We start from the raw sequence: 22512 nt of genomic DNA, 5'->3' as shown, positions 1-22512 counted from the left end.
TGGAAAAACATGGTTCACAACAATAAAAGGAACCGCCTCATGAGTCGAACGTTACCTCTCATTAAGACATCTCAGTTTCCAGTGCACGTAACGAAAACAATTTATCGAACACCTGCATAGCAGGCAGTCAGATGATTGCTAATAAATATATTGCACAATATCGAAACCATGTAAAAACACAATAATTAGAGATTAATGAAATGAACACATGGCTACAGATGTATACGCCGCTTGGCTCTCTTGGGCTATCAGCCCTGGTTGCACTGATTCCAATCATCTTTTTCTTCCTTGCTCTTGCGGTCTTCCGCATGAAGGGGCATACGGCGGGAACCATAACTCTGATTTTGTCTATGATTATCGCTATATTCGCATTTGACATGCCTGCGAAAATGGCTTTTGCTGCCGCTGGTTATGGTTTCGCTTATGGCCTATGGCCCATTGCATGGATCATTATTACAGCAGTATTTCTCTACAAACTTACCGTCAAGAGCGGCCAGTTTGAAGTTATCCGAAGCTCAGTATTATCCATTACAGATGATAAACGTCTTCAGGTGCTCCTGATTGGCTTTTCATTCGGTGCTTTTCTTGAAGGAGCTGCGGGTTTCGGTGCGCCAGTTGCAATTACAGGTGCTTTGCTAGTCGGTTTAGGCTTCAACCCCCTTTATGCTGCAGGTCTTTGCTTGATAGCTAATACCGCACCAGTTGCTTTCGGAGCCTTGGGTGTACCCATCCTCGTTGCTGGGCAAGTAACTGGGATCGATCCGTTCAAAATTGGTGCTATGGCTGGACGACAATTACCACTGCTCTCCATCATTGTGCCATTCTGGTTAGTCGCCATTATGGACGGATGGAAAGGTATTAAAGAAACTTGGCCGGCGGCACTTGTGGCCGGTTCTAGCTTCGCTGTGACCCAGTACTTTACTTCGAACTACATCGGTCCTGAACTTCCAGATATTACCTCCGCACTTGTTAGTATTGTCTCGTTGACACTGTTCCTCAAAGTATGGCAACCAAAAGCGGCAGAGAGCAACGAAATCGTCGGCACGGTAGGAGGAGCCGCAGTCTTGGGCGGCTTCGGTGGGATACGTAACTCAACACCATCACCTTACAGCTTAGGCGAAATCATAAAGGCATGGTCACCGTTTCTAATCCTAACGGTGCTGGTTACGATCTGGACACTGAAACCTTTTAAAGCAATGTTTGCCCATGGCGGTGCCATGGAGCAATTCGTTTTTACAATTGCAATCCCTTACCTCGATCAACTGATTATCAAAGTTGCTCCAGTAGTAGCCAACCCCACCGCCATGACGGCCGTCTTTAAATTTGATCCTATTTCTGCTGGTGGTTCAGCTATTCTACTGTCCGCTGTGATTTCAGCTTTCATTTTGAAAGTTAGCTTGAAAAATGCGCTGGTGACTTTTGGCGAAACGCTAGTTTCATTAAAATGGCCGATTCTGTCCATCGGTATGGTGCTGGCATTTGCTTTCGTGACTAACTACTCAGGCATGTCTACCACACTTGCATTGGTCTTGGCGGGCACTGGCGCCGCCTTCCCCTTCTTCTCACCGTTCCTAGGCTGGTTAGGCGTTTTCCTTACAGGCTCAGATACCTCATCTAATGCATTGTTCGGTTCTCTGCAAGCTACAACTGCGCATCAGATTGGGGTCAACGACACACTGTTAGTGGCCGCCAACACCAGCGGAGGCGTGACGGGCAAAATGATTTCTCCTCAGTCCATCGCCATCGCCTGCGCGGCAACTGGGCTGGTCGGGAAAGAATCGGATCTTTTCCGCTTCACTCTTAAACATAGCCTGATCTTCGCCACATTTATCGGCTTGATCACACTGGCGCAAGCCTATGTGTTTACTGGCATGCTGGTGCACTGATTAACGCAAACCTCAACGATCACTTCCTGCGCCGGATCGTCCGGCGCTGTCTCCATGAGGCCCTCACATGACTATCGACACTTTCGACTTTAAAAAAGCCGCTTTGGATTACCACGAATTTCCAATACCAGGGAAAATTGGTACACAGCTCACAAAACCGGCGGATACGGCAGTTCACCTTGCCTTAGCTTATAGCCCGGGTGTGGCCGAACCCGTGCGCGAGATAGCAAAAAATCCGGAGAACGTTTATCGCTTTACTGGAAAAGGTAATCTTGTAGCGGTAATTACTAATGGTACGGCAATTCTTGGACTTGGTAATTTAGGCCCGCTGGCCAGCAAGCCCGTTATGGAAGGTAAGGCGCTGTTGTTCAAACGCTTTGCTGGCCTCGACGCAACCGATATCGAGGTTCAAGCAGAAGATTCGGATGCTTTCATTGATACCGTGGTTCGTATTGCCGACACTTTTGGCGGCATCAACCTAGAAGATATTAAGGCACCTGAATGCTTTGAGATCGAGAAAGCGCTCATCGAGCTTTGCAACATTCCAGTATTTCATGATGATCAACACGGCACCGCTATAGTGACAGCTGCGGGCATGCTAAACGCTTTGGAAATCCAAGGTAAAGATCTGAAAAATGCGAAAATCGTCTGCCTGGGTGCTGGCGCAGCTGCAATCGCTTGCATGCGGTTGCTAGTGAGTCTTGGAGCTCAAAAAAGTAATATGTATATGGTCGATCGGAGGGGCGTTATCCACTCTGCCCGTAAAGACCTAAATATTTACAAAGAGCAATTCATTAACGATAGTGGCCCTCTTACGTTGTTGGAGGCAATGGACGGAGCCGACGTCTTTTTGGGCCTGTCCGGTGCCAACTTACTATCACCGGAATCCTTGCTGGCAATGGCACCCAAGCCGGTTGTATTCGCCTGTTCAAACCCAGACCCAGAAATCAACCCAGAACTGGCACTCGCAACACGAGATGATTTGATCCTCGCGACCGGTCGTTCAGACTACCCAAACCAGGTAAACAATGTCCTAGGATTTCCGTTTATATTCCGCGGTGCACTTGATGTTCGCGCGAGGATAATCAATGAGGAAATGAAAATTGCAGCCGTTGAGTCGCTACGTCAACTAGCAAAAGAACCAGTTTCAGCAGAGGTCTTAAAAGCGTTTAATCTAGATCGTATGGCATTTGGGCGTAACTACATTTTACCAAAGCCGCTGGATACACGACTGCTCGCAGAAATACCTAGTGCCGTGGCAAAAGCAGCAGTCGACTCAGGTGTAGCACGATTGCCCTACCCTTCGCACTATCCTCTCTGACTTACTCAATATAGTCGCTGACTAATGTGCTAGTTAGGTCGCTATCACCACTATGGCAATGCTGACGAGATCAATGTGACAGACCTGCGCCTTTCCATTCCAGCCACGACCGCCTGCCAGTGGCTGCAGTCCCGCGCTAGACGACTAACGAAGACAATTAGTCGGATTGAAAAGGCATCCCAAGAGTAGGGGTGCTCATATATGGCCAGCGGATATAGCGGATATGCTGGCCATAGCTGCCGCTTTTTCAGTACAGGTTGGGTCGGATTGCTACCCTCCCTGAATAGCCTGAGCGCGCCTTCCGTTGCGTTTTAGCAGCTACTCTCTTGCTCATGGGCGATGACGGGACATTCATGGGTATATCAGACCGCGGAGTCAACACCTGAGAGTCGTCATCTGCGCCCCCGTCCAATGGTCGACCATTCCCGTCACCCCATCGGATGCCATAGGGATGATGGAGGGAGAGGCTGGAGACTGCTCCAAATAGGCTCTTCGTGAAATGATGTGCTGAATAAGCCCTTATAACAACTCTCATTTACATCCCTAATACGTTCTATTTGAAAAGGCCAGAAAAGATTTCTTTCAGCTTTTGAACAAACACCCCGCGAGAAGGTTCAGCCTGCTCTACTTTTTCGATTTCAGGTTTCATGGGAACCGAATTTTTTGCTTCCTGCTTCTCAAGACCCAAAATATTCACCAAATCATGCAAAACAATTTTTGGCTGTCTTACCTCACCGAACTCGAACTGAGCACCGCTATACGAATACACATTCAATACAAGCTTGTTAAATAGGTTGATGCAGCTCGAAACCCTGTGATACTCCTTAATCTGGCGCTCAATCGTATGAGGTGTGAATTTAGGATGTGCGGCAGCATGGCGTAACTTTTCCCAAGCCTTTTTCTCCGCAGTCGATATAAGTTTCTTGTCTACCAACATTCCCAGGGCTTTGGCCGCGTAAAGGTTTCCCCACCCAGCAACCTGCTTTATAATTGTATTACGTTTCGTTGGATCAATCTCAAGTGCCTTTATCTTTTCAATAATCTCGATTTTTTGCTTTTCGTATTCTTCATCCCTAGCCTCCTCTACAAGCTTCGGCATAAAAATATCTATCAAAATCCCCTCAACAGAAGTTGAGATTGTCAGATTTGATAGTGCACTCTCGGTATTAAACGCTGCAAACACACGTTTCCACTGCGAGTAGGTACTTTCAAAATACACATTGTGATTGTTTAAAACATGCCAAATATTAAAAAACAAATCATAGTGACTTTTGACGTCTATCACACCATCAATAAGAATATTTTCAGGGATTGGATGAGGAATGGACTGACTCTTAATTGAATTCCTAATGCTTCGGACATAATGCGTTAATTCCGAGCCGGACCTTTTAGACATGGCATACGCTTGTGGCAATGTGCCCGAAGTGAACCCTATATAAAATCTTAGCGCCTGAAACAGCTTATCAACATCAAAATCACCATTTGCATATACTTCAACATATTCCTTATGATCTATTATTGAAATTTCAAATTCATCACTCTTAAGAACTGTCTGATTAAAGCTCCAAGACTCACCTCCTAATGTTGAGGTGGTGGTATTGCCTTTATTCTTTGGAACCCTAGAGAGCTCATTAACTTCAAAACACAAAAAGCTTTTTCTTTGGCCCGGATAGTTGAAAGGCACCTGACTATAAATTTCCGCGAAACCAACTATAAATTTAAATGGGCGATACGTATTAAACTCTGTGATTTTTAATGAAAACCCATTAGCCTCTATTTTTTCACCATCCAAGGTAAGGCATTCAAAAAATAATTCTTGCTCAGGGTCAAAAAGATCTTTTGGGAAGTCGTTCCCGCCAAAATCAAAAGGAAAGTTTTCTGACTTTAGGCAGACAAACTCCATATAAAGAGAGCCAACACTATTAATTTTAATAATGCCATGACCTTCCAATCGCAACCCTTTGTCAATTTTTTGATAAATACAGGCCTCAATGCACTGAATGACCAGCTCACCCGAGCGAGCGATTGCAAAGCTCTTGTCTAACAACATGCGGCTTCCCTGCTGATTTTTTTTGAGCCTACGATGTCGGCACTCTACCTGTTTTAGGGAGCGTCAGTCAGTCGCTCTGCATACGTAATTCGCCTACTGGCAGCTTCTTGATGCCGAGCGAAGGCACCATCACCGCAGTCGGCAAACCAGGTGGTCGGGAAGTATGCTTCCGGTGGGCACTTGGTGGGCAATTTCACCCTGGAAGGAGGAATTCGAGAGGGAGTCTGTGCAACTAGCCGTGGAAGAATTGCAGTCAGTAGCCTTTTTAGCGGTGATTGTGATGAGCGAGCTTTTCAAAGAATTTATGCGGGACGTACCGCGGGGAGACTCTACCCGCCCCTTAAGAGAGCAGAAGGTTCCTCAGGCACGGTGGATGAAGCTCGAAGACATCGCAGCGAGCCGCACACTATCGTATGACCCTCGCCAGCCAGGGAAAAAAGTCCTGATCGGTGCACTGGGGAAGCAGCTCATTGGCATCGAGGATGACCGCCACATTCTTACCGTAGCGGGCTCCCGATCTGGTAAATCGGTTGGCTTGATCAGCAACCTGCTGTTCTATTCCGGCAGCATCCTGGCAACCGACCCCAAGGGCGAGCTGGCTGATATTACGGCAACCAGACGCGCGGGTTTGGGGCAGAAAATTTATGTCGTTGACCCCTTCGGGGTTTCCAGCAAAGCAGCCGCGAAATACCGCGCCTCGTACAACCCCATGAGCCTCCTGAAAACAGGCAGTGAAACATTCCTTGAGGATGCCGCGCTGATTGCCGAGTCGATTGTCGTGCAGTCGGCGGACCAGAAAGACCCGCACTGGGATGAGTCCGCCAAGAACTTTATCGAGGGCGTGATTATTCACGTCGTAACCTACTCTCGATACGACAAGGAGCGGCACCTCATCATGGTGAGGGAGCTGATCAAGCGGGCATTATGGGTAGAGCCGGGAGATGATGAAGAGAAGGCAAAGCCTCTCCTCTATGAGGAGATGATGGACAACGGCTACCGGCTGCAGGACCGCGCGGAAACAGAAGACATTGGCAGTGCCGTCATGGCGGCGGCGCTCGACTTTTACGGCAAGAAAGGGGCAGAGCTTTCCGGTGTTCACTCAACGGTAAACCGGCATACAAAGTTTCTCGATTACTCGGCCTTTCGCAAGGTTTTGAAAGAGCATGATTTCGACCTGTCGGAGCTGAAAAGCAAACCGTCAGGTGTCAGCATTTATCTATGCTTCCCCGCGACACGGATCGAAATTGCCAGACGCTGGATGCGGATTTTTATCAACCAACTGCTCGATACGATGGAGCGGGAAAAAACGATCCCGCCTGCCCCCGTGCTGGCATGTCTGGATGAGTTCCCGGTCCTTGGCTACATGAAGCAACTCGAAACCGCTTCAGGCCTGATCGCCTCGTTCGGCGTGAAGCTCTGGGTCATCCTTCAGGACTGGAGCCAGGGCAAAGCTCTGTACGGCGAGCGGTGGGAAACCTTTGCGGGCAACGCAGGGATCATGCAGTTCTTTGGCAACAACGATATGGCGACGACCGAATATATTTCCAAGCTGCTCGGTAAAACGCAGGTGGAAGTGGCTCGTACGGGCGAAGTCGCGCAGGACCAACAACAAAAAGGGTTATCGGGCCGGTCCGAAGCCATCGAGCTTTACGACCTGATGACGCCAGATGAAATCAGGCGGCATTTCTCCCGCAGCGATCCGTTTACACGGCAGATAATTCTTTGGGCAGGACGTCATCCGATGATGTTGCAGCGGGTGATCTGGCACCAGAAAGACGGAGTACTGGCTCCTTATCTTTAAGTACGTGGCGGGCGAGGTCGGCGCAAAGCCGACCATACCTGTTACGCAATCGCTTATCTACGACTCTTTCAAGTCGATATCCCCCCGGAGTCGCGCGAGGAACCCGAGAGGTAACGTAGGTGTAATGCTGAATTAAATTATCCCCAGCACCAACGATTGAAAACGTTGCAATGTCTGCGCGATGAAAGATCCGTTAGATGGCGAGCGTCCAACCTGACGTTGATTGCAGGAGGATATATGAGTAAGTCTATTGCAAAAAACCAAAGCGTCGCAATTACATGCGCAGTGATAGCGGCATTTCTGTTTGCTTATTTTGAAAGCATGCTGGGAGATATCGCAACCAACATTGGCATTGAAGCGTACATTGCATTCAGATTGGTTTTTACTAGCGGCGTCTACTTTCTAATTCTGTGGTTATTTTCTTTACGTAGGAATAGTGGCGGCCTGGTATTTTCACCAAAAAATATAGACATGATTTTATACGTCCGTGGTTTTATCACGGTTATTTACCTGACCTGTTTGGCTGTGGCATTTTATGGAGGAAAATCCCAAGCGTTGACATATCCATTTTTCTTTCTTCACCCTATTTGGCAATTTTTTGCAGCTCGCATGATCAACAAGAAGTGGCCATCAATCAAAAGGCAGGCTGCCCCCATAGCACTGATATTAATTGGAGCTCTGGTGTTTGCGGTTAGCCATCCAAAAAATCATACTGAGGCTCAAGGTTGGTGGCAGCAATTCTTCGAGGCTTTGCCATCATATGCGCCTGCTCTTTTGGCGGGAATTGGATTTGCGTACACTAATGAAATGTCCACTCGCATCTCAGAAAGATGCAATGAGTACCCGTATAAATTTGTCGGCGGGGTAACGATTGAGCGCATGGATGGACTTCGCATCACGGCATACACTACGTATGCATCGATACTCATACTTCCTATTATGCTGCCTATAATGACTATTATATTAAAGTATCTTGGAATGAGCACGACAACGTTAAATCTTCTTCAGTCGGAGCAGCTGCCCAGCTATGTCAGCGATCTCTCTCTGGCATGTCTGATCGTCGCAGTGGGAACTTGGGCGATAACGGAGGCTTTCGCGCGTGCAAAGCATACTACGCAAATAGCGGCTTTAGATGGACTGCTTATTCCGCTGGCCGCAGGACTGGATTATTTGCATGGGAGACTTCCGACAGATGACCCAAACTTCGTATATATGGCTGGAGCATTATTCCTGATTCTTGTCGGAGCCGTGTGGTCAGCCTTCAGACCTGAAGCAAGCTAACGCAAAGGAAACAATGCGCTATCGCATGATAGGAGCGGCTGAAAGCGCCCTTGTTTCCTGGAGGTGAACCTTGACCGGGGCTGTGTCTTGCTTGTTCTCATGCGCAATCCAAGAAACCGATGCTGCGAAGGCAACTGCTAATGCAAGCGAAACGGCAAGTCCCTGTTTCACTTCTTTGACCATTTCTGATTTCTGTTTGAGCGTAGGTTCCTGCATTTCACTGCCCTTCCAATTTTCTCTACTATCACAGCAAGAATTTAACAATATTCATTTATAAAAAAGCTGTCAAGACAAATATTATACTTGCAAATAAATGCCAAACTAACTGAGAGGACAGACAACTCTCTACCTGTAATGCCTTTAGGACTTATCCCAGCTAGGAACGCCTTGTTGAAAGGCTTGTTTAATCTGTTTTTTTGATAGAAGCACACCTACCGCGTAATCTTTTCCGCAAGAAAAAGCCAACTCGGAGGCATAGCGCCCACAATGATCTTTTATAAGGTAATCGCACTTACCGCTGCTGACCAAAATTCGGACGCACTGACGAGCACCGAAAGCTGCTGCGTAATGAAGTGCAGTCATACCAAGCTCATCCTGTTCGTTAACATTCACATCATCTTCGTCTATGCGCAACTTGGCGCTCCTAGCATATCCGCGCTTAACGCAATTGATAAGAGTCATGTGTGAGCCACCGCCCTCATACCCACTGTAGAATCTTCTCCGTGGTAAATCTCGTTGCAATTCCGCATGTTCTTTCTTTAAGTCTTTCATGATTTTCCCGAGTATCGATTAAATATTGCAGCCTTAAACTGGAAGGCCCGTCGGAATAAATTTAAATGCATTAAATAGCTGGGTCGACCCATCGGGGTGTGCCAGATAATGACGAGTAGGTAAATGTCTTAGCCCATGCCGCAGGAGGCATATATCGAGAATAGGATAGTCGCTACTGAGCCATCCAGTCTGGACATAAGCTGCACTGGGAACTGGGCTATTCTCACTTAAAAATACATGAAGACAATTATCTTCCGTAACTGCAAATCCGTAGCCGGTTCTATGCTCGCGTATTGTTGTATAGGCGTCACGCGCCTTTAGGGTATTTAATTCAAATATGTTGTGCGCACTGACCTCATACATTTCTGCTACTCGCACGAATCTTCCAGACGGATCAGCAATAATGCGAAGTGTAAAAGTCTCCCACATTCCGCCGATGCTTTCAAGGCACGCCGAATAAGTACCTTCGACATTCATGATAAAATCATTTGAGGATTCAGAACTTGCAGCCAAATATTTATGGGCGGCCAACATCCCCTTAAGATAAACGTCAACCTCTTCAAGATCACTCAGCTTTAAAAGTCCGTCATCAATTAAAAATCGCGTTACATCTTTTAATTTTGTTTGCTTTAAAACATTTGTTCCAGCCGCGAAGCGGCGTAACGACTCCGATTTAAACTCAAGCTCTTTGTCATCCAATTCGTATTTTTCGCGATTCACATCGGAATAAATTATTTCATCACGCACCTGCTCCCATGAAATTTGTTGTCCATTACTGGTCTTCGTAATCCTGTAGTAATTCAACGCGTTCCGAATTTCATCGATTTGCCACTCAGTAAATTCGATCTCTTCAACATCCATATCCCTTCCCCTTCAAACGCAATGGGCGCGAGGAACCAGCGAGGAAAGCTTCATTGACCATTGTGTCAGCGTAGCTCCTAACGCAATCAGTTGAGGACGTTGCCATGAACTCTCCGATGAAAAGCCCACTTACAGGGCGTCCCCCCACCAGGCAAACGACCGACGAAGCCGGTCTGCTGTCGTTCAAGGTTACGCCGCGCGAGCTGACCCCTATTCGGGCCAAGCTGGCGAATGGGATCAGTTCCGTCATCGGGCTGGGGCTGGCGGCGGTCAATTTCATCCCCCTGCTCCAGGAGCGTCATCTGTATCTGCAGGACCTGGTGGCGGCAATTGGGGTGACGGTGCTCGGATATTACCTGTTGCGCTGGGTGACGCTGGAAGCGTGCCGGGTAACCACCCGGATCGAACTGAGAATGGACCAGGCCAAGGTCAGACGTTTGTCGGGTTGGGAGAGCTACGACCGCCGCATCGAGCATCGTTTTGTGCTGCTGCCGCATGACGAAGCTGAACATGAACAGCGGTGTCATGACTTAGCCACCCGTAAAGCGGCAGCGAACGGCCAGGTCCTGCAACCGCCCATTTATTACGGTGATTCCTTCCATGTCGTTCTGGTGTATGCGGGTCACCGCATCGATCTCATGACCGTATATGGCAGACAGCAGGCGGCAGCCATCGTTGCCCGTTTGCAGCATTGCGACCAGATCCTTGATGCCGAGGCGAAACGCGTCGGAGCAGGAAAGAACCCCCACATCGATGGGGAATGGCCTCACTCCCCTGGAGGACTTAATGATGTTTAACCAAATCTACCCCTACTTAAAAATCGTGGCCGCCGCAGGTGGCGGGATCATCGTCGCCTGTATCGCTTTCAACTTCCTGATGTGGATGGTTGGGGCGATCTTCCGGCAGTCTTTGATCTTCATCGACTTCACGGTGCGTCTTCTCATAAAGGGCTCCAGCTGGACGGGCCGTTATCTGAAAGCTTTCGTCATCGGATTCCTGTCGCTGGTTTTCAACATCGTTTGGGGCACATGGATGTTCTTTTATCAGCCTTGCTTCCTCGCGGGCAGGAATTTGTCCCGCGCCGTTGGCCAGTACGTAAAGCTGCGTCAGTTGTTCTGGAAGTACGGACGCCAGGAATTCGCAACCTTCGGGCAATTCAAACGCCACATGCTGGGTGAAGAAGAGCCGCCACCGAAACCAGAAAAACCTGCACCAGAAAAAAGCGGTTATGCGCAGGCGCTCGAAGTGCTGGGTTTCTCGGAAAGTACGCCGCTCGACAAGACGATGCTTAAAAGCCGACATCGCGAGCTAGCGGCGATTCTGCACCCGGATAAAGCGTTTCCCAATCAGGTGTTCATGCAGCAGGTCAACGATGCCGTTGACTACATCAAGAGGGCAAGAAAATGGACATAACCAGACAGCAAAACAAGCCCCTGAGCTTGTTGGAGAAGGCCCGACAGGAACTGGCAGCGTTCAACCGCAAGCAGCTTTCTGTACCCGAGGCCGCGTCCATTCCCAATACCAGGATCACCATGCAGGAACCATCGCATGGCGAACGGATTCTCTATTGCTCCAAGGTGCCGCAAGCCTCGGCTCTTCTGATCCTGAAACTGCACGAGAAAGGCGCGGAAATCACCGACGTGATCTCGCGCCGCAATGCGCCCGCGTCCGCGCAAGGGGGCACTCAAGCCGTGCACAATGATCTGGATATGCGTGCGTTGCTGCTGGGCAACTATCAGGGCTGCCCGCACTGCGATAACCCTGAGGTGGTGCTGTGTCCCCGTTGCGGCAACCTGTCTTGCATTGGCAGTCAACCGAGGATGACCTGCCCGGTCTGTGAGCACAGCGCACGTGTGGTCAGCAGCGGGATCAGCCTGGAGGTTTCATGCGGAAAACCCGGGCAACAGGCAAGTTCACAAACGGATCAACAACTGCTGGCAAAACCGACAGGCCGACCGGCCCTGCCCCACAGGCCTGGATAGGGTCATCTAAAGTGGCAGGGCTCAGGCTGAATCGCCCGGACAGCAGTCCCTATGAGAAGTGCTCACCGCGCCCCTTCGTCCGGTACTGCGAACTTGTAGAAGAGGCCAACCGCGAGCCAGTGGTGGTAGAGCGCGACTACAACCTCACCAATGCTAAAACGACCTGGGACTATCTAACTGCACGCGAGGCTGAAATTTTCGGGATCACCCGCGCCTGCTCAATACCTTGACTTACGCCTATATGCGCTATTCTGAAGACGTGATTGGTGTGACGAACGTCGAGTACATGCCGTTCCGCGATGAAAAGCGCCCCCGCGTATTCAATGCGGATATAAAGGAGGCGAAGTGAATGCGATTTGCGTTCTGCATCTAAGCGATCTTCATTGGGGACAGGAAGGGGTCTGCACTCACTGGGAGAGTTTCGAGGATCTTTTTGTTGATAGCGTAAAGGCAGCGCTTCAGTCGTCTAAAAGTCAGAAAGTTGATCTGATTCTTTTTACTGGTGATTTGGTTTTTTCTGGCACTTCGACGCAGTATGCCGAACTTGATAAAAAAATAGAACAACTTCGAGGAAAACTAGATCTAACCTGCCCAATATTGGCAGTACCGGGAAACCACGACATGTCCCGGCCAGATAACAAAGCGCAGATTACCGAAGCGGTTTTAAAAGATTTTCGATCGGAAAGATCCAAATTTTGGAGTAATTACTCCGTAACACTGGGAGGTTGGTTTAAGAACTATGACACATGGTGGAAGCGGCAAAAACATCCGTCAAAAATCCTGTATGGCGATATACCTGGCGATTTTGCCGCAACTGTAGAAATGAACGGTCTCAAATTAGGTGTAATTGGGCTGAACACAGCTCATTTGCATTTCAAAGATTCTCTAACAGAAGGCCAGCTAGGATTAACCTCTCCACAATACCATTCAATATTCACACAAAAGGACGCTTCGGGCAATATTACGCCTCGGGAATGGTGCCGCTCGCATGATGCAGTCATATTGGCCACTCATCACCCATTAAACTGGCTTGATGCTGATTCGAAGGCATTTTTCCTGCGGGATGTTCATCGCTCTGGTGAAATTTTATTTCACGCATTTGGCCACATGCATATTCCACTATCTTCTGGAGAATCATATGGCGGAGCGCAGGAGCGATTTTCCATCCAGGCTCCATCGCTTTTTGGCATGGAGCATTTTGAAGCACCCTCAGGTGAAAAAAAAGAAAAAAGAATTAATGGTTACAGCCTAATTCGCATCGAAAAAAGCGGAGGGCTTGCAACTTTTCGGCAATGGCCGTATCTGGCAGTCATTCACCAAGGTGTAAATCCAGCCATAACTCCACACTCGGGTGATGGTGGATATAAACTACTAGAGGATGGTGGAACTAATGCACTGCCAGTTAGAAGATTAGAACCCGCCAAGACAAATAACTCCTTTGAGGACCTCTATCGAATAAAGGCTCGCTTATTTGCGGTGCAGGCTAGCGTCGAAATTAGAAACTACCAAATTCTTATGAGAAGTGAGGCGAAGAAGGGTTTTGACGGTGCTGAGCCGAGCGCCGACAGAAAAAATGTGCTTCGTGGGCTGTTAGACACTGTTTGTGATATTAGTGGGAATTGGCTGAATAGTGACCGTCCCATCGCGAGAGCAAATGTCATGAAAGCGCGCCCTTGGGAGGATAGGTATTTATCGGAAGACACCTCGCTGCGCTTCGTCTTCGGAGCAAAACAATATTCACACATACTAACTCCTTTGGAAGTCAGCAAAGACAAAGTTTATAGATGTAGTGGAAAAGGCTTTTCTTTACCAGTAGAACTTCATTCTAAAAGTGGCGCACTTTTGCGCATTCTACCTGGGGCTCCGCGTGCATTCCTCCAGAAAAAGAGGGTGACACTTGACTGCGACAGAATTGATTTTTCTAACAGCAAAATCCCAAATGCAGTTCGATCAGAGATTCTGAATGAAATTGAAAATGGAGACTACAGATTTTTAATTTGCTTTCCAGTTTTTTGCGGAGGCTATGAGTCACCGGCAGGAGTAGTTAATGTAGAGATCATGAGGGACAACGATCTAACTTCGAATCTTAATTCACATAATGTTAACACCTATTTTGCGGAGTTGGAGATTTTTCTAAGCCCCATACTAAACTTGATTGGCGGTTTAATTTAAGGTAATCATTAAAGCAACTTAAACAATGAGGATATTTAAATGCCCAAATCAAATAAGCAAGACCAAGATGAATGGGATTACAACAAATTTACTCGAGCAGATTTCGAGAAAATCGCCCGAGCTGGAACTGCTGAAATGAGCGCATATCTGCTGTCACACCCTTGCCCATCGATTAAGCGAGGCCAAGGCGAATGGGATTACAACAAGTTTACAAGATCGGATTTCGAGAAAATCGCCCGGGCAAGAACTACTGAGATGAGCGCATACCTACTGTCACATCCTTGTCCATCTTTAGAGGATACCTTGGCTAACTTGCACAGGGCCACACATAGCTCTATTAAACCTCCTGGAAATACCTAACACTATTCAGGCCGCCTGAGTTAAGAACTTGTTAATCTTATTCCCATAAACTACCTATATCCGGCCCCTGCAATCCAAGGCTGCTGGATGTTTTGATAAGTGTTATGGGAAGTGGTTCATGACAGAGCAAGAGCCAGGTTCAGGTTTTCGTGGTTCCCTTGCGGGAGCAAGGGAACCTGTGGTAGATCGGCGTAGTGATCTGCCGAATTTCGCCGATGCGGACCCCGGCGTTCCCGAAAACGATCTTCACGACATCTCGAAAACCCTATTCGGGGCGCAGGCTTCGACGGGCAAGGCCGTCTTCTCAGCCAGCCGTATGACGGTGAACCCGAACGCGCAGCAACATGCGCTACACGATCAACAAAAACGTAAAGAAGAGCGCGAAGCGCGTGAGTTGGCCAACCTCGCCCGCTGGAACACAGAGATGACCACGGTCGGCGGTGTCCAGATGACGAACGCGCAGGCACAGACTGCCCGCCAGAATGTCATCGACAACGCCGATGCCTATGCTGACTGGGCCGTTCGCAAGGGCCTTATCCGTGAGGACGAGAAGGACGAGTTCAAGGCGAGCGTCCGGCGCAAGAAAGAGCTCGAAGACAAGCGCGGGCGTGGGACGTTAACTCCAGAGGAAACTGAAGAAGAACACAAGCTGGATCGGTCGCGCGTGGGAAAGGCGATTGATGCCGCCACCGCTCAGAACCATCTTGACAAAGGCAACACGCCATCGGCCTCGGCGGATCAGGCTCGCGCAGCAGTGTCCGCAGCATCGGCCCTTGATGAGGATCGCAAATCCCCATTCCAGTCCGCGAAAGACTTGGGTACTGCCTTTGCAGCGGTCGCTCCACCCGTCGTCCGGCCAGCCTCCGCGCCTTCAGCGCCGCCAGCGCCCGAGATCACTGCTACCGGCCTCAACCTGTAGCAGAGATCATTTCAATGCAGCAAGCCCGTACTCGGTGTACCTCGGATAGGCTAAGGTCGCATTGAGGATCGTTGCCCCGTCGGGCAACGAGCTGTAGGCGATGCCGCCAACGATACCACGTGACGGATGCGCGGGATCGTCATTGATACTTCCATTGACATTGCCCGAAACCGTTACCACACCGCTGGTGGGCTGGTAGATGCCTGATGGGCCCTTCGCAACAGTGAAGCCTTGAATCATGACCCGCTCTCCAAGCGGCTCGACGCGATGAAGAACTTGATTCAGCGAAGAACAGTTTCCCTGCGGAAATTTCCCCGCTAGTTGGAGACGTTTGCAGTTCGCAACAGCGTCCTCATCTGGGGCTTTCAGAAGTGCCGCATTGGGTATTCCCGCTGAGCGGGCGTCATATAGCCGTATGTCCGCCAGTCGCTCATAAATGCAAATCTGCCCCGCCCTATCCCCCAGCGGCTGGTCTGCCTTCAGGATATAGCCGACTTTCCGGTCATCGCTCATCGTGAAGATCATTCCGAACAGGCGCTTGTCCGGCGCAATCATCTGCGCAGACGCCACCGAATGCTGGCCCTCGGTCTTGAGGCGAGCGGTCATTGCTTCAGGTGTGTCGCAATCGCCGATATCGGCGGCGTTGGCGTTACCGACGTAAACGCAAGTGGTTGCGAAAGCCAGCGAAAGAGGAAGGTATTTCAGCACTCGTGAAATAGGTGGCGCGATACCGCATCGCCGCCCTCCTGGTGAAGCCAAGCACATCGCGTCGTCACTCGAAAATGGAAGTCGTTCCTGGCTGTCCATGGAGGGAAACGCCCCCTGCCCTCGCTGCATCGCCTGAATCTTCAAAGTCGTCATATCCGGGACTCCTTGATCGAAAGAGAAGGTGATGCGTTGCATGCGCCGGTATGCACTCGGGATTCCGCCATGGGCATCACAGGGGCTCACCAGGGGAACTAAATATGACGTTCCGAAAACGAACCCTTTTGAAACCTGGTGCTGCCTGTATGTAGTTGCGTGCGGAGTCTCAGTAGCAATTGACTCTTTGAGATCTCGTGAATAGAGTCCTTAAAGGTTCCTTTGCGGAACAACAGTAAGTGCGGCTGTGTGACCCTCCTTTTGACAGCGGTGCCTGCCTGCGGGAAAGGCAGAACCATGAAGATCGGGTACGCCCGTGTATCGACAGAAGACCAGCTTCTTGACCTGCAAATCGAAGCCCTGCGACAGGCCGGGTGCGAGCGCATCTTTGAAGAGAAGAAATCCGGCGCCCTCACACGTCGCCCGGCTCTCCATGCGGCCCTGCGCACCCTGCGCGACGGTGACGTGCTGGTTGTCTGGAAGCTCGACCGCTTAGGCCGCTCGTTGCAAGACCTCATCAAGACCCTTGGGAAGCTCGAGCGGCGGGGAATTGGTTTCTGGTCAATTTCCGATCAAATCGACACCCAGACGCCAGCAGGCAAGCTTGTATTTCACATCACGGGCGCTGTGGCGGAATTTGAACGAGCATTAATTTCCGAGCGGACGAAGGCTGGGATGCTAGCCGCTCAACGAAGAGGTCGCAAACCGGGACGGCCTGCGGCCCTGACACCGAGCCAGGAATTGACCGTTCAGCGCATGGCAATTTGCGACGACATGCCTCTGGAGGTCATTGCTGCCCGCATGCAGGTCAGTAAGACCACTGTCTGGCGGGCCGTAGCGAAGATCAGGTCAGGGACAAGGCGGCCAATGCCTGAAGTTTGACCACATTTTCGGACGGCGCTCGCCTGCTCGGAAGTAGGTAACCTGATGAAATCGGTGCGGTCCGTTGATTGCCCGACAAAGACCTCAACATGCCGCGCCCCTGTGGGGATGCGGGGACGGATTATATTTCGACATTGTGATTAAGCGCCCAAGGTTAACGATTCCAAAATATATGCACCGTTTTGTATCCCTCCTCGATGATGAACACGTCGCCGTTCAACTCCATGTCACGGGCCATGGCTTCGTAGTCAATGTAATAGCGCAACACTTCGGGAATCTCCGTGGTTTCCTCAGTGAGCTCCTGCACGTAATCCGCCAGCGATTCATAGCTGCCGCAATAATCCTCCTCGGCTGCTTTCCGGGCCTCCTCAACGCTGGAAAACTGATCCAGCAGAGCCCCGCCGAACGCCGGGAATTCTTCGATAAAACAGGCGGCCTCATGCGCAGCGTCAATCCCCGCGTATTCGCCAAGGCTGTAACCATCAAAACCTTCGTAGTCGTGAATCGCGTATTCCTCCGCGTCCCCGACCGGCGATTGCGCCAGCATGGCGTTGATTTGATCCTGAATGTCTGACGCGTCCAATGTAGCGTCGATCCAAACGCCGTGAAAGTATCCGCTGTTATAGGCGGCCAGGTCTGCAACGTAAATTCTGGGTTCGGTGGTCATGGTCTTGGCTCCTTTAAGGGCTTCGGGTGCTGTGCGTGAGGTCGCACATGCACCCCTGCCCGTCGGCGAGACCGGGGAGGTAAAACGCAAGGGCTCGGTGAAGGGAGGGGGATCACCCGGCCTGCACAAACCCATGCTTTTTTATGGGTGCGGAAGGCTGGGGATACCGTTCATCGGGGCAAAGCTTCACCCTTGCGTTGCGCCAGGGGCAGCACCCCTTAGCGGCTTTTCGTTCTTGCGAAGGGATCGTCACCGGATGGCCGGGACAAGGCTTCCATTGACCCGGAGCGCATAGCGCTTAGAGCCCGGTCAGGCGGCGAACGCCGTCAGATTCGCCAATATTTTTTCCACTTCTGATGTCGCTATCAGAGAGATCACTTCTCTTTCCACCTCACGGCACGCCTCGCGTCCTTTTGTTTGACCTGTAGCACTGCCGTCGTCTCCTCCAGCAGCAAGTCATAAATGACTCCTTCTCTCGCGTTACGGCCCAGTTGGGGTGCTGCGTGGACGACGCCTGTGCTGGCACAGCGTCACAAGGCCGCGAAGGGTGGCCGAAAGACGGTGGAGACATGAAATGAAACTGATAACGATCTTTGAACTGGCCACAAAATCTGAAAGCGAACTGCGCGTGCTGTACCGGGAGGTCTTCAATGTCGCAGTACGCGGTGACCGGGAAAGCCTGGAGCATCAGAATGCTCTGGCCTCGCTGGAAAATATCCACCGCGTCATGATCTCAAGGGCATTGCGCCCTTGAGCCTTATCTACAAACGAGCTTGGCCGATCAGGCCTGGAGCCAGGATTCCACCGTGGAAGCCCCGTATTGTGCTTTCCAGTCTTTCAAAACACGGTGATTGCCGCCCTTGGTTTCCACCACTTCGCCACTGTGAGGATTTTTGTAGCGCTTCAATACGCGCGGACGCCGATGCGCGCCTGAGGACTTCTCCACCTTACGGCCAGCGGGGGCAGGATCAAGGATGGCAATCACGTCCTTTAAGCCCTTGCCATAGGACTGCATCAGGCTCGTCAGTTTTTCTTCAAACTCGATTTCCTTCTTCAACCCGGCATTGGTTTTCAATGCTTCGAGTTGAGCAAGTTGTTCTTGGAGCTCGCGTTCAGCTGCCCGAAATTCCGCCAATTTTGACACTGTACTATCTCCGTGAGGACGCACATGCGCGTGAGACGAATATAGCAAAAAACCGTTTAAAGATTCAGAGTTCAGAACAAACTCCAAAAAAACGCGAGAGTGAACTCAAGGGCCCGTCACCCCTCAAGGGCCTTCATGACAACCTTGTGGCATTATAGCCTGCACATGAGTTTTAAAATCCACCCGGCATGCTTGAATGTATTTTTTGATTTGTGATGCTTTCTAAAAACTGCTGAGGAAGAACTCTTTCAAACACATCTAGCACCATTTTCACTAACGCAAAATGCTGATCCCAGTCACCCCCTTCTACTCGCCTCCAAGCACTTGGCATATAGCGCACAAGAATTGAGAGCGCATAGAGCAACGAGAGACTGATTGCTCTGTACTCATAAACGCCCCCGAGGACAGGCAGAATCAACGCATTTCCTTGAAAAAAGGAACTATGGTGTAAAGGTAATGCTTGATACCAGTATTCGAGGCCATCATGATCGACTCTTGCTCGGTATACTTTCGACTTAGGCTCCTCCTCTACAGCTTCAATTTCTGTGAGAGCCCAACCGTTTCGTGCTAAACGCTCAGCACTGATTTTAGAGGTCTGATCAATTAGTTTTATATAGCTGCTGCCTGTCTGTTTTCCATGCAGCCTGTGACCGGCGCCCGAATCGTAGACAGCGTGAACCCATGAAGGCTCGGAATCATAGACGTCTACGAATAACTTACCCAGCTCAGGAAGAGTCGAGAATAGTTGCTCCAATGTTGCAAAGCTTCCAGAAGCAAGATTACTTAAGTCGCTGGCAGATGTCGCTTTCTTCTTGGGATAAGCGCTAACGTCATGCCCTAAAAAACTTGCCCACCGGGGGAAAAATCCTGTTGCCAATACACCTACTGTCAGCCCCCCAAAATCGTTTGTATTGGAGGCGACCGTATATAGGCCATGGCCATACTTGGTCATACCTTCCACCTCATCGAGGTCCATAGGACCGTGCGGTGCGGCCAGCATCTCCGCAAATGCTAGTGCCAAAGAGCCATAGTACAAACTGAGAATTCTTTTATTCAGGCTTTCATTTTGCGCGCTTTTGAAATAATCGGATGCGTTTCTGATAGAGAAAGCAACGCCTGCTGCCTTGCTTTCCAACTGGTGCTCTGAAAGTTCTATTCCTTCCTCTTGAGATCTTCGCAAGATTAGCTTTTTCGCCAGTGTAGTGCTGGCGAGCTGACTGAGATGAGCCCATATACCGTCTATCGGCTTTTCGGCCGTTATTTGAATGTAGCCTTTCAGAATCTTGTTTTTTATTGTGGTTTCTGTCGGTGGCGTAAGTGCCCTACTCCATTCAATCATGAGTGGAAAAAAGTCGCTTACCGGAGTTACCTTAGATTTTATTCCGTACGCAAAACTTTCAACCATATAGAGCTCGCCATTAGTAAAAATGTGTTCCACTTCGGAATCTAAAAATTTGTAGTGCCTATTATCGGTAGCGGATGAATACATTAAAGCGACTTTATGTTCCTGACTAAGCTTTGACGCGCTTACGATAAGAAACTCTCCAGGGACATGCTCTGAATCTATTTTTGCACTCCAGCCATATGATTTCAAAGGCTTTAGAATTTGCTGGTCTGCGGCCTTGCGCAAAATATCCATTCGTACAGTCGCGCCGGTGTCAATCATTAAGTTCGCCTCCAAAAATCCTTGGTGTTTAATACTTTGAGCGTGGCGACAGGACAAGCCAAGAGCATCAAAATGCCCTGGCCTCGCTGGAAAATATGCGTCGTGTAATGACCTCAAGAGCTCCGCGCCCTTGAGGTCATCCATAGGGATCACTTACTGGATGTTTTGCTTACGCCAGTTATCGACAGCAACCGAAAGGCGCTTATCTTTTACCGGTTTTTGCCATTCATCCCAGAAATTGACCGTCCCGCTATTCGGTTTGTTTTTAGGTTCATCGATTCTGATTCTACTTGGCAGCAAGCTCGCATCACCGACAACCAAGGCCTCGCCTGTATCGAGGGTCGGCAGGATGTCGCTGAACCCACCGAGGCTATCGGGAAGAAGTCTCTTGATAACGCCCTGATCCTCGGCGTTGGTCAGCCGCATAGATACGAAGTTGCTGCATTGGCTGAGCATCGTTTTATTCACCTCGGACGGACGCTGGCTTATCACCACAAGGCTGACACCGTACTTACGGCCTTCCTTGGCGATGCGCTCGAAAATATCCAGGGAAATATCGTCAGCTGATTCCGCCATGCTTCGTTGGGGCATGTAGAGGTGCGCTTCATCACACAGAAGCGCAATAGGATGGCGCAGCTCGGATGGTGTCCACTGTTGGACAGAGAATGTGACCCGCGCGACAAGGGAAACGATCAGCGGGAGAACGTCTGATGGAACCTCGGAAAAATTGATGATCTTGATACCAGCTTTACCATTTTCTCCAGAGCTTCCGAGCACGGCAGTGGTGAACTTTTCAAGCCAGGAGAAATCCAGAACATCTCCGCCGCCGTTGAACATAAAGCCAAGACGCCGATCAGAAATTTTGTTCTCAAGGCGGGAAATCATGCGTGACAGCTTTCCGTTGAAATCCCCTTGCTTTTCACCGCGAGCACCGGGAACCATCTCGACGTTGATGTCATTCAACCGGCCCATGAGGAAATCAAGGTTAAAGGGGACCGGGCTGTCGACGGTGAAGTGCTTCAGTACATCTTTCTGGCCACCATCTTCCAGGTACTTTTGTTTCGCCTGGTTGATCTCACGCGCCATAATCATGGCCTGGTTGGGCGCATTCTGGTCACTCCGGTCAACAAACATTGCCACGAGTGCTTCATACGAAAGCAGCCAGTAAGGCAGGTAAAGCACACCATCGTTAATGGTGCGCTTAGCCTCAACATCTGCTGGACCGGCCACTTTGAAGTGCTGAATGCCTTGGCCCACCAATGGCGAGTATTCACCATGAAGATCAAAAACAATGGCGTTCGCTGTAGAGAGTCCTGCCATCTGCTCAATGATCTTGGCTGTCGTCCAGGATTTACCTGATCCGGTGCTGCCGCCGATGAATGCGTGGCGCTGGAAAAACTTGTTACCGTTGAGGTAGGCAACGGCGTGTTCGTCCAGTGTGTATTTGCCCAGTGTCAGCGCATTCCCATCGGCAGAAACGCTGGAGAGCGTACGCATGAAGCCAGTAAGGTTTTCGCCCTCTAGCGAAAAGCAATTCGCGTCGATTTCCGGGACGCTTTCCAGAGTGCGGCGAAAGACGTTTTCTTTGCCGCCGTCACGATCCAGCATGGTGCCAATCAGGGCGATTTTGCACAGGTTCAGTTCTGAAGTCTGGTCGCTGATGCCATCGCCTGCGATGTCCTCGATGCCGCGCTTGCGGGTCACCTGGGTGATGAGGCCGATGAGATGCTGTCCGGGCCTGCTGCTTTGGAGCACCGCCAGATGGTTGACTTGCAACCTTTTGAGCTGGTCGACATTTTCCACGTCCACGATCACGTTTGTCGTGTCAACGGAGGCGACCTTCCCAAGTGCGTCTTTATCCTTAAAGTTAAAAATCGGCATCTCTTCT

At 50.0% G+C, this 22512-nt stretch carries 19 protein-coding genes; 11 read left to right on the top strand and 8 right to left on the bottom strand.

The features are described from left to right. Positions 1 to 200 precede the first annotated feature (200 nt). Positions 201 to 1886 carry a lactate permease LctP family transporter gene (locus PMI01S_RS03770; protein WP_057005175.1) on the top strand — a complete coding sequence of 562 codons (1686 nt, stop codon included), beginning with the start codon at positions 201 to 203 and terminating at the stop codon, positions 1884 to 1886. Between the two features lie 67 nt (positions 1887 to 1953). Next, positions 1954 to 3207 carry a malic enzyme-like NAD(P)-binding protein gene (locus PMI01S_RS03765; RefSeq protein WP_057005174.1) on the top strand — a complete coding sequence of 418 codons (1254 nt, stop codon included), beginning with the start codon at positions 1954 to 1956 and terminating at the stop codon, positions 3205 to 3207. Positions 3208 to 3760: 553 nt separating this feature from the next. Here PMI01S_RS03765 and PMI01S_RS03760 read toward each other — a convergent pair. Then, positions 3761 to 5257 carry a hypothetical protein gene (locus PMI01S_RS03760; RefSeq protein WP_057005173.1) on the bottom strand — a complete coding sequence of 499 codons (1497 nt, stop codon included), beginning with the start codon at positions 5255 to 5257 and terminating at the stop codon, positions 3761 to 3763. Positions 5258 to 5483: 226 nt separating this feature from the next. Here PMI01S_RS03760 and PMI01S_RS03755 point away from each other — a divergent pair, with 226 nt between their 5' ends. Both PMI01S_RS03755 and PMI01S_RS03750 read left to right on the top strand, forming a co-directional pair. Further along, positions 5484 to 7058, top strand: coding sequence for a type IV secretory system conjugative DNA transfer family protein (locus PMI01S_RS03755; protein ID WP_234427155.1), 1575 nt, complete (start codon positions 5484 to 5486; stop codon positions 7056 to 7058). A 237-nt stretch (positions 7059 to 7295) separates the two neighbouring features. Continuing rightward, entirely contained in the window at positions 7296 to 8339 is a 1044-nt protein-coding gene (locus tag PMI01S_RS03750) for a DMT family transporter (protein ID WP_057005172.1), read from the top strand. 360 nt (positions 8340 to 8699) lie between these two features. Here PMI01S_RS03750 and PMI01S_RS03740 read toward each other — a convergent pair whose 3' ends face one another. Both PMI01S_RS03740 and PMI01S_RS03735 read right to left on the bottom strand, forming a co-directional pair. Continuing rightward, positions 8700 to 9110: an ankyrin repeat domain-containing protein gene (locus PMI01S_RS03740; protein ID WP_082643869.1), complete on the bottom strand. Its 411-nt coding sequence runs from the start codon at positions 9108 to 9110 to the stop codon at positions 8700 to 8702. 33 nt (positions 9111 to 9143) lie between these two features. Continuing rightward, positions 9144 to 9971 (bottom strand): hypothetical protein, encoded by an 828-nt coding sequence (locus tag PMI01S_RS03735; RefSeq protein ID WP_057005169.1) that lies wholly within the window; start codon positions 9969 to 9971, stop codon positions 9144 to 9146. Between the two features lie 104 nt (positions 9972 to 10075). Between PMI01S_RS03735 and PMI01S_RS03730 the strand changes: the two genes are divergently transcribed. The 5 genes from PMI01S_RS03730 (at position 10076) to PMI01S_RS03710 (ending at position 15404) form a co-directional block, all read left to right on the top strand. Then, positions 10076 to 10768: a hypothetical protein gene (locus PMI01S_RS03730; RefSeq protein WP_057005168.1), complete on the top strand. Its 693-nt coding sequence runs from the start codon at positions 10076 to 10078 to the stop codon at positions 10766 to 10768. Next, on the top strand, positions 10758 to 11384 hold the full coding sequence (locus PMI01S_RS03725) for a J domain-containing protein (RefSeq protein ID WP_223508547.1): 627 nt from the start codon (positions 10758 to 10760) through the stop codon (positions 11382 to 11384). The genes PMI01S_RS03730 and PMI01S_RS03725 overlap by 11 nt, the downstream gene beginning before the upstream one ends. After that, entirely contained in the window at positions 11375 to 11953 is a 579-nt protein-coding gene (locus PMI01S_RS03720; protein WP_057005167.1) for a TerY-C metal binding domain-containing protein, read from the top strand. The genes PMI01S_RS03725 and PMI01S_RS03720 overlap by 10 nt, the downstream gene beginning before the upstream one ends. Before the next feature lie 345 nt (positions 11954 to 12298). Then, a complete protein-coding gene (locus PMI01S_RS03715) occupies positions 12299 to 14125 on the top strand; it encodes a metallophosphoesterase family protein (protein WP_159439516.1) in 1827 nt (608 codons plus the stop codon). A gap of 478 nt (positions 14126 to 14603) precedes the next feature. Next, the gene (locus PMI01S_RS03710) at positions 14604 to 15404 is read left to right on the top strand and encodes a hypothetical protein (RefSeq protein WP_090473879.1); all 801 of its coding nucleotides are present in this window, start codon (positions 14604 to 14606) and stop codon (positions 15402 to 15404) included. Between the two features lie 6 nt (positions 15405 to 15410). On the opposite strand, the gene PMI01S_RS03705 is transcribed toward PMI01S_RS03710, so the two are convergent. Beyond that, a complete protein-coding gene (locus PMI01S_RS03705; RefSeq protein WP_057005164.1) occupies positions 15411 to 16265 on the bottom strand; it encodes a hypothetical protein in 855 nt (284 codons plus the stop codon). Positions 16266 to 16562: 297 nt separating this feature from the next. Here PMI01S_RS03705 and PMI01S_RS03700 point away from each other — a divergent pair, with 297 nt between their 5' ends. Continuing rightward, on the top strand, positions 16563 to 17147 hold the full coding sequence (locus PMI01S_RS03700) for a recombinase family protein (protein ID WP_057005163.1): 585 nt from the start codon (positions 16563 to 16565) through the stop codon (positions 17145 to 17147). 154 nt (positions 17148 to 17301) lie between these two features. Here the strand turns inward: PMI01S_RS03700 and PMI01S_RS03695 are convergent, their stop codons facing one another. Continuing rightward, positions 17302 to 17814 carry an antirestriction protein ArdA gene (locus PMI01S_RS03695; RefSeq protein ID WP_057005162.1) on the bottom strand — a complete coding sequence of 171 codons (513 nt, stop codon included), beginning with the start codon at positions 17812 to 17814 and terminating at the stop codon, positions 17302 to 17304. 574 nt (positions 17815 to 18388) lie between these two features. Between PMI01S_RS03695 and PMI01S_RS03690 the strand changes: the two genes are divergently transcribed. Beyond that, a complete protein-coding gene (locus tag PMI01S_RS03690) occupies positions 18389 to 18568 on the top strand; it encodes a hypothetical protein (protein WP_057005161.1) in 180 nt (59 codons plus the stop codon). A gap of 27 nt (positions 18569 to 18595) precedes the next feature. Here the strand turns inward: PMI01S_RS03690 and PMI01S_RS03685 are convergent, their stop codons facing one another. The 3 genes from PMI01S_RS03685 to PMI01S_RS03675 all read right to left on the bottom strand — a co-directional run bounded on the left by PMI01S_RS03685 (position 18596) and on the right by PMI01S_RS03675 (position 22505). Next, positions 18596 to 18958 (bottom strand): histone-like nucleoid-structuring protein, MvaT/MvaU family, encoded by a 363-nt coding sequence (locus PMI01S_RS03685; protein ID WP_057005160.1) that lies wholly within the window; start codon positions 18956 to 18958, stop codon positions 18596 to 18598. A gap of 172 nt (positions 18959 to 19130) precedes the next feature. Continuing rightward, positions 19131 to 20768 carry a YaaC family protein gene (locus tag PMI01S_RS03680; RefSeq protein ID WP_225441874.1) on the bottom strand — a complete coding sequence of 546 codons (1638 nt, stop codon included), beginning with the start codon at positions 20766 to 20768 and terminating at the stop codon, positions 19131 to 19133. Positions 20769 to 20777: 9 nt separating this feature from the next. Then, positions 20778 to 22505, bottom strand: coding sequence for an ATP-binding protein (locus tag PMI01S_RS03675; RefSeq protein ID WP_057005159.1), 1728 nt, complete (start codon positions 22503 to 22505; stop codon positions 20778 to 20780). Between the last annotated feature and the right edge of the window lie 7 nt (positions 22506 to 22512).

This window comes from Pseudomonas migulae NBRC 103157 (genome assembly GCF_002091715.1).
Taxonomy (GTDB): Bacteria; Pseudomonadota; Gammaproteobacteria; order Pseudomonadales; family Pseudomonadaceae; genus Aquipseudomonas; species Aquipseudomonas migulae_A.
The sequence above is the reverse complement of the archived record's forward strand: the minus strand, read 5'-3'. Positions and strand labels throughout refer to the sequence as shown.

Bases quoted from the DNA above. Each gene is read 5' to 3' on its own strand.
- PMI01S_RS03770 (WP_057005175.1), top strand. From the start codon at position 201: ATGAACACATGGCTACAGATGTATACGCCGCTTGGCTCTCTTGGGCTA.
- PMI01S_RS03765 (WP_057005174.1), top strand. From the start codon at position 1,954: ATGACTATCGACACTTTCGACTTTAAAAAAGCCGCTTTGGATTACCAC.
- PMI01S_RS03760 (WP_057005173.1), bottom strand. From the start codon at position 5,257: ATGTTGTTAGACAAGAGCTTTGCAATCGCTCGCTCGGGTGAGCTGGTC.
- PMI01S_RS03750 (WP_057005172.1), top strand. From the start codon at position 7,296: ATGAGTAAGTCTATTGCAAAAAACCAAAGCGTCGCAATTACATGCGCA.
- PMI01S_RS03740 (WP_082643869.1), bottom strand. From the start codon at position 9,110: ATGAAAGACTTAAAGAAAGAACATGCGGAATTGCAACGAGATTTACCA.
- PMI01S_RS03735 (WP_057005169.1), bottom strand. From the start codon at position 9,971: ATGGATGTTGAAGAGATCGAATTTACTGAGTGGCAAATCGATGAAATT.
- PMI01S_RS03730 (WP_057005168.1), top strand. From the start codon at position 10,076: ATGAACTCTCCGATGAAAAGCCCACTTACAGGGCGTCCCCCCACCAGG.
- PMI01S_RS03725 (WP_223508547.1), top strand. From the start codon at position 10,758: ATGATGTTTAACCAAATCTACCCCTACTTAAAAATCGTGGCCGCCGCA.
- PMI01S_RS03720 (WP_057005167.1), top strand. From the start codon at position 11,375: ATGGACATAACCAGACAGCAAAACAAGCCCCTGAGCTTGTTGGAGAAG.
- PMI01S_RS03710 (WP_090473879.1), top strand. From the start codon at position 14,604: ATGACAGAGCAAGAGCCAGGTTCAGGTTTTCGTGGTTCCCTTGCGGGA.
- PMI01S_RS03705 (WP_057005164.1), bottom strand. From the start codon at position 16,265: ATGACGACTTTGAAGATTCAGGCGATGCAGCGAGGGCAGGGGGCGTTT.
- PMI01S_RS03700 (WP_057005163.1), top strand. From the start codon at position 16,563: ATGAAGATCGGGTACGCCCGTGTATCGACAGAAGACCAGCTTCTTGAC.
- PMI01S_RS03695 (WP_057005162.1), bottom strand. From the start codon at position 17,814: ATGACCACCGAACCCAGAATTTACGTTGCAGACCTGGCCGCCTATAAC.
- PMI01S_RS03690 (WP_057005161.1), top strand. From the start codon at position 18,389: ATGAAACTGATAACGATCTTTGAACTGGCCACAAAATCTGAAAGCGAA.
- PMI01S_RS03680 (WP_225441874.1), bottom strand. From the start codon at position 20,768: ATGGATGACCTCAAGGGCGCGGAGCTCTTGAGGTCATTACACGACGCA.
- PMI01S_RS03675 (WP_057005159.1), bottom strand. From the start codon at position 22,505: ATGCCGATTTTTAACTTTAAGGATAAAGACGCACTTGGGAAGGTCGCC.